This window comes from Paenibacillus sp. FSL M7-0896, assembly GCF_037975415.1.
Classification (GTDB): domain Bacteria; phylum Bacillota; class Bacilli; order Paenibacillales; family Paenibacillaceae; genus Paenibacillus_AQ; species Paenibacillus_AQ silagei.
On record NZ_CP150250.1, the window covers coordinates 1,354,101 to 1,366,367 of the forward strand.

The window sequence follows — 12,267 nt, forward strand, 5'->3', positions numbered from 1 at the left end:
CCGAGCAGCAGGGGAGGAATACAGCATGCGGGCAACCATCAAGCGGCTTGTTCGATACAAGGCCTTTCAAAAACTCACCATTTCATATTTCCTGCTCGTTCTGCTAACTGTAAGCCTGCTGTCCAGCGTACTCTTCTCCTTGTTCTCCCGAAGTGCCATCAAGGAGATCGAACGCAATTCCCGGGCCATGTTATCCCAGATCACATATGCTTCGGATGTCGTCTATAACCAAGTCATGACGATCGGAAATACACTGCTGATTCAACCGGAGATCCTGTCCTTTCTGGATGAGACGGCGGAGAACAAGGTGAGCAATTATCATATTCATCAGCAGATCGAACAGATTGCCAATCTGAACCCGTATATCCACAGCATCGGAATCCACCGGCCTTCTACAGGCACGACCATCGATACCGCCGGACTTCCGTTCGACGCATCGCTCACCGCGCTCAGTGCGAAACAGTATATGGAGTTCAATCCGCGCAGCCTGAAGGTTGCGGGCCGGAATAACGGCAGGCCGTTACAGTTCCTGACCTTCTTGCTGTATCCGAATTTCGCATACCAGACCACAGGCAGTCCGCTGATCTATATCAATGTGGAGGAGCAGTCGATTCTGACGACGATCCGCAAGATCGGCAAAGCGGACGCGGCCAATAATGTCTTCGTGATCAATAATGAAGGTAAAGTGCTGTCTCATACCGATTCCAATCTGTTCCTGGATGACTTATCCGGGGAGGAGTATGTACGGACCATATTAATAGAGAACCAACCGGAGAACAGCTTCACCACAACGATCGCAAACGAAAAGAATCTGGTCACTTATGTGAAATCAGAGGAACTGGACTGGTATTTTGTAAGCGTTTCACCGTATTCTGAGCTCATCACTGACATTGACCAGCTCCGGGGGATTACGCTGCTGCTCACAGCCGGTATTGTACTTGCAGGTCTGTTGATCTCTATCCTGTTGACCTCGAATATGAATAAGCCCTTATCGGCACTGCTGGAGAAGGTCATGCCAACCCCGGCCAAACCCGCATCCGGCCTGGCGCTGATTGATGAATACAAGATGGTGACCGAGGTGTTCCAATCCTATCATGAACGTGAGAAATCGATGCAGTTCGTTATCAGCCATTCCTCCCGGACGGTCCGTGAGCATTATCTTCATGCCTTGCTGCGCGGTCAATCCCTGGAGGACTCGGTCTCAAGCGACATGATTAAGGAGATCGGCGAGGAGGTTGCGGGACCGTTCTTCGGCGTGCTGGTATTCAAGATTAATGAGCTTGAGCCTGCAGGGGAGAGGGTAGAGGGGAAACAGCAGTCTTTGCTGCGCTTCGCACTTGGGAATATCGCCAAAGAGCTGCTGGAGCATATCGGCCCCTGCGATGTTCTTATTATGGGAGGAAACGAAGCTGCCGCCATCCTTCAATACACGAAAAATCAGCTGCCGGAGGAACTGGTGCCTGCCTTGCGTAATGTTCAGAGCTTCCTGAGCCGTTACTTCAAGGTGACTGTATCGATAGGTGTCGGAGATATCTCCTTAGGCAAGGGGAATATTCCGTCCTCGTATACATCAGCCCAGCAGTATGTGAAATACCGCTTAATCTATGGGAAAGAAGCGATTCTGGACGCGGCAGCGACACGGCACCATGTGTTAACGGCCTTAAGCTATCCAAGTAGCTACGAAAAGAATCTGATTGATGCTGTGCAGCAGGGCAAGCCGGAGCCTATCGCTGGCGCCATCGAAGAATTTATCGATACTATATCCGGCGGATCTGTTCATCAGATCATCACCTTCAGCACGCAGCTCATGTTGTCTTTGCTTAAAGCTTTTGACTATTTGCAGCATGTGCCGGATTCTAATTTCAATGATTATCTGCAGGCGGTAACCGAAATTGAAGGTGCTGAGGATCTCACGGAGATCCGTAACCTGTTTAACCGCTATTGCTCCACCATCTGCAAGTTAATTGAAGACAAGAATCACTGGATGAATGCCAAGAAGCATAATAGTCTCATTGAAAAAGTACAGAATTATGTCCATGAGCATTATGCCGAGCCTAACATCTCACTCGATCTGGTGTCCAAAATCGCCGGCCTGTCACCCAGCTATCTGGGCAAGCTGTTCAAAGGAGCGACCGGGCAATCCTTCAGTGAATACCTGAACAACACCCGGCTGGACAAAGCGAAGGAGCTGCTTGCTGCAACTCCTGACACGGCGGCTAAGATCAGTGAAGCGGTAGGGATATACAACATCACTTACTTCTCCACCTTGTTCAAGAAAAAGTACGGGCTAACCCCTTCGGCCTTCCGTGAGCAGGAGGCGATGAAGAGTGCTGCAGGTGATGATGAGTGATTATTTCCCGCTTAAACAACGGTCCGTTTGCGGAGCGTCCATCTAAGTGCTCACGTTGATCCTGCACCGCAATAAAAAGCTGTCCCAAGCAGCCATTTCATGGCTTTGGGAACAGCTCTTTTCTTCGTATGATTTGAGACGATCCGGTCCGGTTATGGCTGCTCCGCATATCTCCACCAGGCAAAGGTTCCGGCAATTCCGATAATCCCGGTATACGCAATGATGATGATACTGCTTAACTGTAGCGAACCTGTGCTTAGAAATACCGACGGGATCGTCCATGGGAAATAGGGTGCAAATCCAAAGGAGCTGAGCACATTGGACAGAATGACGATGATCAGGATGAGTCCCAGAGGGGCCAGGTAGCCCTTGGTCACATTGGCCAACAGAATGCTTGGTGCGGTTACCAAAATGAACAGCAGCGAGGTAATGAGGAACTTAAGGAACAAGCTCCAAATGAACGCGGCGGACCCGCCTGCAACACCCAGGATAGCTCCTACGGCAAGGCCTACGGCAAACATATAGATGGACAGTAACAAACACCATGCTAAAATGACCAGGAACTTGGACAATACAATTTTCGCCCGGGAAATGGGCTTGGCCAGTAAATCTTTGATGGTCCGATCCGAGAATTCCCTTCCGAATACCCATGCGGCCACGAAGGTGTAGCCGATCAGTCCCAACGGGGCAAGCGTCTCCAGCAATCCGTTTAAATACGCTTCCCAGGTGACACCGCCGGCGTCACTGGATAATACATTTCCGACGCCCATCATGATGGGCCCGAAGCCTAGAACCAGGAACATGATCCAGAACACATTGGAGCGGATAATCTTGCGAAGCTCACAATGTAACACCGATAGAATATTCATTATTTAATCCCCCTGTTAACCCCGATGGTGCGGAGAAAATAGCCTTCCAGGTCCTCTGTAACTACCCGAAGCGACGTTGGCGGCTGATTGCTTTGCACGAGCAGTTCGGCCAGCCGTTCCGGATGATCTGCGGCATGTTCATTGGTGAGTTTAATGGAGCCGTCTGCCGTATCCGCAAAGTCATAGCCATGCGCCTCCAGCACCTTCTTTAAGGCAGGCTTGTTCCGGCCGTTCACGACCAGGCTTTTCTCCAAGGACTGCTCCAGCTTGTCCATCGCGACCTCTTGCACCAGCTTGCCGCCATGAATAATCCCAATCCGTGTGGACACCTTCGAGAGCTCCTCTAACAGATGGCTGGATATAAACACCGTGATGCCGAAATTGTGCGCCAGATTATATAACATATTCCGTATCTCCGCTACGCCTGCGGGATCAAGGCCGTTGATCGGCTCGTCCAGAATCAGAATCTCAGGGTTATGAATCATTGCTTTGGCCAGTCCCAGGCGCTGCTTGTTCCCGAGGGAGAGATGCTTTGCTTTTTTCTTTTTGTGCGGCTCCAGCCCCAACTTATAGATGACCTGCGGTACAGCATCCTTGTCCGGCACCCCTTGCATCCGTCTGGCGATCTCCAGATTCTCCGTTACAGTCAGATCCGGATAAAAGGTCGCCTCCTCCAAATACCCGACTTTGCTCCATAGTTTAGAGTTTCCGGCGTCGACCTTCTCACCTAACATATAGAGCGAGCCCGAGTTAGGCTTGATCATCGCCAGCAGCATCTTGATCGTCGTTGTCTTCCCGGCGCCGTTCAGTCCCAGGAATCCGAAGATCTCACCCCGGGTGACCTCCAGCGAAAGATTGTTTAATATGGTATAGTCGCCAAACCTTTTGTGCACTCCGTCAATTTGTATCGCGGGCGTGCTGCCGATTCTTTTCTTGGATAGAATACTCATTCTTCCTCCGACCTCCTGCTTGGTTCCAGTGATTGTTGTATCCTGCTACAACCTATTGTCACATCCAAACATGAAGCTTCATTAAAGGAAAAATAAACAGATCTGAAGAGAATATAAAAAACTATAAAGGCAGGCTGAATCTGATCCCGAGACCGCCATACTCCGAGGAGAAGGCCGTAATCTCGCCTCCATGGTGCTCAATAATCGATTTACAGCTGGCCAGCCCCAGCCCGAGTCCGCCCTTCCGGATCTGCCGCGACGGGTCCACCGTGAAGAATTTGAGGAACAGTGAAGACATGTCCTGATCCGGTACGCCAATTCCATTATCTTCTATTTGAAAATAGGCATGATGCTCCCGCAGATATCCGGTCATATACACCTTCAGATCCGGCTTCCCGCCATATCTAACGGCATTGCTGAACAGGTTGCCGAACACCCGGCGGAGCATCGGTTCATTCACCGTCAGCCATATGCTGTCCGTGAAGGAATGGCGGTAAACCAGTTCAATATCAAGTCCCGCCAGCTCATACTCATATTCAAAAGCAATGTCGGCGAACAGCTCTGTCGCTTTTACAGGCTTAGCGATCATGGATTCAAGCTCCGATTTTTCTTTGGTGAAGCTGGAGAAATCATTGAGGAGTTCAACCATATAGGCTGATTTCCGCTGAATCAACTCATAATATTCCTGCTTCTCAGTTTCGGGTAAGTCCTCATGTGTGGCCAGCAGTTCAGTAAATCCGTTAATCGAGGTCAGGGGTGTCTTCAAATCGTGGGCGATGGCGGCAAGCATATCGGTCTGTTCTCTGTGGGCGAGCTGAAGCCTGTGCTCCATTTTATTGAAATGGTTATACAGCTCTCCGATCTCGTCCTTACGCTTCAAAGCCAGCGGAGGCAGGGGACGGACCACATTGACTTCCTCCAGCCGGGCATTCAGACGCCGGATGGGCTGCTCAATGCGGAAGTGAATATAGATGATCAGAATGGAAAATATGCAGCCGGCGATGACGAAGATGGGCAGCAGTAATACTACATAAGGTGAGTCCAGCAAAGTGGTACGTATGGGGGAATATACGGCAAAGATAAACTTTAAATACAAACCAATCGAGAACATCAGAATCAGCAGCATCAGCAGGAATAACAGGGGAAGCTTGATTTTCAGTTTCATCCTATTGCTCTCTTTCCGTGTATTTATAGCCTATGCCCCAAATGGTTTTGATGAAATGTTGCTCAGGACCCAGCTTCTTGCGGATATTCTTGATATGGACCGTTACGGTATTGATCTCTCCGTATTCGTCTCCCCAGACGTTCTCATAGATCTGCTCACGGCTGAGTACCTGATTGGGGTGACGCATCAGGACAGACAGTATTTGAAATTCCTTCGCGGATAATTCGAGCTTCCGGCTGTAGAGGAAGGCTTCATACGTTTTGTCATTCAAAATGAGTGGAGCATCGGCCTTGTCTTTGGCAGGACTAAGCTCGCCCCACTCTTTGTGCAGCCTGTCCACTTTGCGGAAATGAGCCTTGATCCTGGAGGCCAGCTCCTGAATACTGAACGGCTTGGTCATGTAATCATCTGCGCCGATTTCGAGACCGACAATTTTATCAATGTCCTGATCCCGTGCGCTTAACAACATAATCGGAACATTATAAGACGACCGGATCGTTCTGCAGACATCCAATCCGTTCATATCTGGCATGACGACATCGAGAACAATGAAATCAATAGGGTGATCCTCCACCGCAGATAGGGCTTCTCTCCCGGAGCTTGCCGTAATTACAGCGAATTGCTCGTACCTTAGCGTCTTGGTGATGAGTTTTACGATTTCTTCATCATCGTCTACCACTAGTATTGTTTTGGACATATTACTACCTCCCGGGGCACTAACCATTCTGAGGTTAATCATAATTGCTTACCCTTGTTGTTGCAATCCTTGCCAAACTATACTGTGGAGTGCTGGTGAGGATGAGATGCCGGGAGATAAGAGGTAGTGGAGTACTCAAGCAGCAGCCGAACGGTCACCATTCCCGCTGGCGGCTACACTCTCATGACGGCGGCGGATAATTCCGCGCGTAACCGCCTTTTCAAGCTCAATAATTACGAACAGCGCGGCTCCCATGAGGAGCGGGAAGGACCAGTAGGGCAGGCCGATCGGCACTGTGCCGAACACCCGGTTCATGAGCGGCAGATAGGTGATGGACAGCTGGAGTACGACCAGCAGGCCGGATACGACGAAGACCGCTTTATTGTCGAAAAATCCCTTGCGGATTGCCGGTCCCAGCTCGGTGCGGCAGTTGAAGAGATGGAACATTTGCGCCAGGACGATGGTCTGCATGGTCACTGTATTGACGACAGCCTGTTCATATCCATTGCTGAGCATGGACATGTTCATGGCCAGGGTTCCCCCGCCGAGCAATACGGATACGAACAGAATGCGGAAGATATAATAGCCGCTGAGCAGGGGGGCCGCCGGATTGCGTGGGGGCCGCTTCATCGCTCCGGGCTCAATCCGCTCAAACGCCAGTGCCAGGGAGACCGTGACCGAGCTGACCATATTGACCCACAGAATCTGGATCGGCGTCAGCGGAATCATCGTGCCCAGCAGGATGCTTGCCATGATCAGGAAGCTTTCTGCACCGTTGGTCGGCAGAATGAACAGAATGGTTTTCTTCAAATTGTCGTACACACGCCGGCCTTCCTTGACGGCCTTGACGATGGTGCTGAAATTATCGTCGGCCAGAACCATTTCCGAGGCGTCCTTGGACACTTCGGTGCCCTTGATGCCCATGGCTACGCCTACATCCGCCCGCTTGAGCGCCGGGGCATCATTCACTCCGTCACCGGTCATGGCACAGATATTGCCGCTGCTCTGAAGCGCTTCGACCAGCTGGAGCTTGTTCTGCGGACTGGTGCGGGCGAAGATAGAATACTTCTGTGCAGCTTCCTTCAACTCTTCCGCAGACAGGTTGTCCAGCTCCCGGCCTTCAATCGAATGCTTCCCATCGCCGATGCCCAGCTGTTCACCGATGGCCATCGCTGTCTCTTTATGGTCGCCTGTAATCATCTTGACCTCGATCCCGGCGTTCTGGCACTCGCGGATCGCATCCACGACTTCATCACGCGGCGGATCGACGATCCCTGCCAGCCCCAGCAGCACCAGTCCTTCCTTTAGATCTTCATGGTCTATCTGATCAGGGGAGGAGTCCTCCGGCAGCTCCTTCATCGCCAGTCCGATGACCCGTTGTCCCTTGCGGGCATGGGCCTGCATCTGGCCGTTCCAGAAATCAGCATCGAACGGAGCCTCGGCTTCGTCGTCCGCCTGCCGGTCCGCCATTTCAAACAGACGGTCCGGCGCACCTTTGACATAAATGACTGAACGTCCCTCGTATTCGCTCAGGACCGCCATGTATTTGTATTCGGAGTCGAACGGGAGCTTGGAGCGCGTCTTCAGTTCAGTAACTTCAGATTGGGCCTTGCCCGCAAGCGTCAGCAGGCAGCCTTCTGTAGGATCGCCTTGAAGCTTCCACTCCCCTTGTTCTTCCGTCAGCACAGAATCGTTGCAGGTCACCCCGCATATCAGCAGATGCTTCAGCGTCCGGTCCTGCTCTGGATCGGCCTCCTTGTCTTCATCCCGTATAATTTCACCTTCAGGCGCGTATCCGGTTCCCGTAACCCCGTATTCATGCATGGACGTTACTACAGAGGTGACGGTCATTTCGTTTTTGGTCAGCGTTCCCGTTTTATCGGAGCAGATGACGGAGACCGCGCCCAGCGTCTCTACGGAAGGCAGATTGCGGACGATGGCTTTTCTCCGTGCCATATTCTGCACACCGATCGCTAATATAATGGACAGAATGGCCGGTAAGCCTTCGGGGATGGCCGCTACAGCCAGTCCGATGACCGACAGCAGCAGCTCTCCGGTCTCATAGTCGCGCAGCCCGTAGCCGAAGCCGAACATCAAGGCGGCGACGGCTACGATAACAACCGACACCATTTTGCCGAAACGGGCGGTCTGTTGCAAAAGCGGGGTGCGGATCTCCTCCACGGAGGCGATGGACTGGTTAATTTTCCCGAGCTCCGTCTTGCCGCCGGTTGCTACCGCTACTCCAATTCCTGTCCCGGAAGCAACGGTTGTGCCCGAGAAAACCATGTTGGTCCGGTCACCAAGCGGACAGTCCTCCTCCAGCGCTTCCGTCTGCTTCTCCACCGAGGTAGATTCGCCGGTCAGCGCCGATTCCTCGACCTTCAGATTGCTGCTGCTGAGCAGCCTGAGATCTGCCGGGATTCGGTCGCCTGGATTCAGCAGCACGATATCGCCCGGCACCAGCTCTGCCGCTTCGATGGCCGCCGGGCTGCTGTCCCGCAGTACCTGAGCTTCCGGGGACAGCATATTCTTGATGCCCTCCAGCGCTTGCTCGGCCCGGTGCTCCTGCACGAAACCGATGGCCGCGTTGACGATGGCTACGATAATGATGACGATGGTATCGGTCCAATGGCCGAGCAGGGCCATAATGACGGCAGCAACCAGCAAAATGTAGATCAGCACATCATTGAAATGCTTCACAAATTTAAGGGCCGCCGGCGATTTTTTACCTTCCGGCAGCTCATTCCTTCCATAACGGTTCAGCCGCGCGGTTGCCTCGCTGCCGCTCAAGCCCTGTTCCCTGCTTGTCTCCAATGCTTCCAGCGTACGCTGGCTGTCCATGGCATGCCACAGCTTGTCCTGCTTCTTCGCCAAGTCAGTCGCCTCCTCTGGTTCAAATCTTCCCATTCATTAAACGGGAACCCGTCCGGGCAAACGCTTTAGAGGGAAGTCGTTGCGAAATGTTCACTAATAGAAATTCAAGTTGATGGATTTTTATAGAAATTTTGAATCAAAGTGATAAAAATTTTTAATATATTTACATTTATTAGGATAGAAGTGTATGATGCAAATGTATTTATTTTACTTTTTATAGAAAAATCTATGAAAATATGCCTTGGGAGGTGATAGGTTTGATCTACGACAATGTGCTGCAATTAATTGGGAACACGCCTATTGTTAAACTGAATTATCTTCCGGACCCGTATGGGGCGCAGGTATTCATCAAGCTGGAGGGGCTTAATCCCGGCGGCAGCATGAAGGACCGCACGGCGCTCTACATTATCAGCCAAGCGGAGGCAGCGGGACAACTGAAGCCCGGCGGCACGATTGTTGAATCCTCCTCCGGGAATCTGGCCATCGGACTGGCGCTTGTGGCACGGCAAAAGGGGTACAAGCTGATCTGTGTGGTCGATCCCAAGATCAGTCTGGTCAATCTCAGTATTATCCAGGCCTATGGTGCGGAGACGGTAATGGTTGATCAGGCTGATGAGTATGGCAACTATCTTAGAGCCCGCCTGGACAAGGTACAGGAGCTCGTCAAGCAACTGGGAGCATTCTGGCCTAATCAGTATAATAACCCGAGTAATCCTGAGGCACACAGACAAACGACCGCGCTTGAAATCTATGAGGCGTTCGGTAATGAGCTTCAGTGGGCAGTGATACCGGCAGGCACCTGCGGTCTCATTACCGGGTGCAGCCTGGGGCTGAAAGAACATATCCCGCACATAAAGATTATGGCTGTTGATGCTGCCGGCTCGGTTACCTTCGGGAAGCCGCCGGGTGTCAGACATCAGATTGGCATTGGTTCAGCTATAGTACCGGGCAATGTGCGAAGAGAGCTGTATGACGAGATTACGCATGTCTCGGATGCAGAGGCCTTCTCCACCACCCGCAGGCTGGTTAAGGAAGAAGGGCTGCTGGTCGGCGGCTCCGCAGGTGCAGCGGTGTTCGCGGCCCTGAAGCTTGCCCGCCGCCTGCCTGGCGGGGACAAAGTACTTGCGATTCTTCCAGATCGCGGAGACCGGTACTACAATACTATTTTTTCGGATGAATGGCTGGAGCAGATTGGAATTGAACTGGGTAAAAGCGCTGTGAAAATATGATCGGGGGTGCTGGAGATTACCGTTTCCCTACGTAATGAGGTGATTGACCGTGCCGTCAGACAGACCCGCAGGCAGCTTGACAAGCTTGCTTCTATGCCATCCTCCGGTGAGATTAGGCTTCCTTATGTTACGAACAACGGAAGATATATGCTGGAGGATAAGTGGTCCTCCGGATTCTTCATTGGACTCCTCTACCAGCTCTATCAGTTGACCGGCGATACTCTTTATATTGAGGAAGCTGACCGCTGGATGGGCGGGATTGAGTCTTATAAGAATCAGGGGGATTATCAGGATATTGGCTTCCTGTTCTATTATTCTTATGCGTTCGGGTACGATCTGACCGGTAAGGAAGCATACAGAACGATTGCGCTTGAAGCTGCTGACAGCCTCTTTGATTCGCGTCTCCCGGGCGGTTATCTGGAATGCAATTGGCTGCCCGAGGGGAAGCGCTATGCAGGCGTCGACAGTATGATGAACATCCGGTTGTGGCTATGGGCCTATCGGATAACCGGTGAGGAGCGCTATCGCGCCGCTGCCATCGAATCAGCACAGATTACAAGTGCTGCGCTGATGAGGGAAGACGGCTTCACTTACGAATATATGAGAATGGACTCACTTACGGGAGCCCCGGAGCAGCCCTACAACAAGAACGCCAAATTCAGCTCAGCATCGGTGTGGGCCAGAGGCCACACATGGGCACTCTATGGAGCAGTTCAAATGTATGTGCTGGGCCATGAAGAGGAGTGGAGGACAAAGGTTGAGCAGCTCTCTGCATTCTACTTAGCCCATGTCTGTTCGGATGGTGTTCCGGCCTGGGATCTGATGCTGTCCCATCAGGAGACGGCTATGAGGGATGCTTCGGCTGCTGCGATCGCTTGCTCTGCATTCTACCAGTTTGCCGCAGCCTTAAGCCCTAATGATCCCTTACACCAGCAGTTCCGGCAAGAAGCAGAGAGGGTGCTCGATGTTCTGATTTCTGCGGAGTATGCGCCCCCGGGTCCGGAGCATGAGGGACTGCTGGTGCATGCCAGCACGCCGCTGCATGTCGTTCAAGCCGCAGGAGAGTCCCAGATCTGGGGCGATTATTTTCTGCTGGAGGCTCTATATTACTCATTGGAGGTCGGTTCTTAATGAATGTCAGTGTCGGATCGATAGAATCTAGCGATATTAAAATTGTCATCGAAGAAGGCCACGCTGCAATGCAATGCATGAATATGGTGCCGGAGCTTACGGACCGCCAAGTCTATGAATATGTTGTTCCCATTCTGAAGCAGTATGGCTTGGCGGATCTGTCTCCCCAGATCTGGTTCAATGGAGCCAATGAGTGGGTCATCCGCAGCCGCTGCGAAGCCTTGGCCTACTCTCTGAACACGGTTAATCAGCGGGAAGGTGTAACAGGATGAGTGTAGCTGCCGAACCCTTAGTCTATTTCTATGTTCCGGGATACAAACCGAATTACATAGAGTACGCTATGACCTTCTATCCTATGAATATTATTCTCTGTCTGGAAGACGGTACGCCGGAGGATAAGAAGCTTGAAGCAAGATACGTGGTCAAGAATGCCCTTCAGGAATTCAGCAGCGACTCGGAGCATACGCTCATTGTCCGCGTGAATAGTGTTCATACCCCTCACTGGGAGCAGGATCTGGAAGAGCTTGTGCCAGAGCGCCCTGCCCGAATCCGGCTGCCCATGGTCCGGACGGCTGAGGATTTACGGCAAGTGGAACGCAAGGTGCAGGATGTTATACACCAGCGTAGCTTGAACTATTCACCCAGCTATGAAGTCATGATTGAATGCTGTGAGGCTATTGCCAATCTCGGAGAGATTCATCAGGCCAGCCGGAATATTTATGCTTTTACCTTTGGAGGAACAGATTATTTCAATGACTGTGTGGCTAAGGGACTTGTGGACCCGGCCCTGGAGGTCCGGAAGGCCAAGCAGAGGCTGGGGGAATACTGCCGCAGTGTGGACCTTCAATGCTTTGACACCACTTACATGGCTTATCGTGATCTGGAGGGGTTCCGCGAGGATTGTCTGCTCTCCAGGGAATACGGCTTCACGGGGCGTTCCGTAATCCATCCGGACCAGGTTGCCGTCGTCCAAGACATATACGGAATTTCAATAGCGTAGGA

10 protein-coding genes are annotated in these 12,267 nt (G+C 51.9%); 5 read left to right on the forward strand and 5 right to left on the reverse strand.

All coding sequences use genetic code 11. The features are described 5' to 3' along the window. Nucleotides 1–25: 25 nt before the first annotated feature. Nucleotides 26–2,350 carry a helix-turn-helix domain-containing protein gene (locus MKY12_RS05740; protein WP_339254574.1) on the forward strand — a complete coding sequence of 775 codons (2,325 nt, stop codon included), beginning with the start codon at nt 26–28 and terminating at the stop codon, nt 2,348–2,350. Between the two features lie 152 nt (nt 2,351–2,502). Here MKY12_RS05740 and MKY12_RS05745 read toward each other — a convergent pair whose 3' ends face one another. From MKY12_RS05745 to MKY12_RS05765, 5 genes are all read right to left on the reverse strand, one after another. Next, entirely contained in the window at nt 2,503–3,219 is a 717-nt protein-coding gene (locus MKY12_RS05745; protein WP_339254576.1) for an ABC transporter permease, read from the reverse strand. Further along, nucleotides 3,219–4,169: an ABC transporter ATP-binding protein gene (locus tag MKY12_RS05750; protein ID WP_339254578.1), complete on the reverse strand. Its 951-nt coding sequence runs from the start codon at nt 4,167–4,169 to the stop codon at nt 3,219–3,221. The genes MKY12_RS05745 and MKY12_RS05750 overlap by 1 nt, the downstream gene beginning before the upstream one ends. Nucleotides 4,170–4,290: 121 nt before the next feature. Beyond that, a complete protein-coding gene (locus tag MKY12_RS05755; RefSeq protein WP_339254580.1) occupies nt 4,291–5,334 on the reverse strand; it encodes a HAMP domain-containing sensor histidine kinase in 1,044 nt (347 codons plus the stop codon). 1 nt (nt 5,335) lies between these two features. Next, nucleotides 5,336–6,031, reverse strand: a complete 696-nt coding sequence (locus MKY12_RS05760) for a response regulator transcription factor (RefSeq protein ID WP_339254582.1) — start codon at nt 6,029–6,031, stop codon at nt 5,336–5,338. Nucleotides 6,032–6,166: 135 nt separating this feature from the next. Further along, on the reverse strand, nt 6,167–8,872 hold the full coding sequence (locus MKY12_RS05765) for a cation-transporting P-type ATPase (RefSeq protein ID WP_339314797.1): 2,706 nt from the start codon (nt 8,870–8,872) through the stop codon (nt 6,167–6,169). 290 nt (nt 8,873–9,162) lie between these two features. On the opposite strand from MKY12_RS05765, the gene sbnA reads away from it, so the two are divergent. From sbnA to MKY12_RS05785, 4 genes are read left to right on the forward strand one after another with little or no spacing between them, the layout of a single operon-like run. Then, nucleotides 9,163–10,134, forward strand: coding sequence for a 2,3-diaminopropionate biosynthesis protein SbnA (gene sbnA / locus MKY12_RS05770; RefSeq protein ID WP_209874991.1), 972 nt, complete (start codon nt 9,163–9,165; stop codon nt 10,132–10,134). A gap of 39 nt (nt 10,135–10,173) precedes the next feature. Next, complete coding sequence (locus tag MKY12_RS05775; protein ID WP_339313162.1) at nt 10,174–11,265, forward strand: glycoside hydrolase family 88 protein; 1,092 nt, start codon at nt 10,174–10,176, stop codon at nt 11,263–11,265. After that, nucleotides 11,265–11,537: a hypothetical protein gene (locus MKY12_RS05780; protein WP_339313163.1), complete on the forward strand. Its 273-nt coding sequence runs from the start codon at nt 11,265–11,267 to the stop codon at nt 11,535–11,537. The genes MKY12_RS05775 and MKY12_RS05780 overlap by 1 nt, the downstream gene beginning before the upstream one ends. Next, the gene (locus MKY12_RS05785; protein ID WP_339313164.1) at nt 11,534–12,265 is read left to right on the forward strand and encodes a CoA ester lyase; all 732 of its coding nucleotides are present in this window, start codon (nt 11,534–11,536) and stop codon (nt 12,263–12,265) included. Before MKY12_RS05780 ends, MKY12_RS05785 begins: the two co-directional genes overlap by 4 nt. Nucleotides 12,266–12,267: the final 2 nt, after the last annotated feature.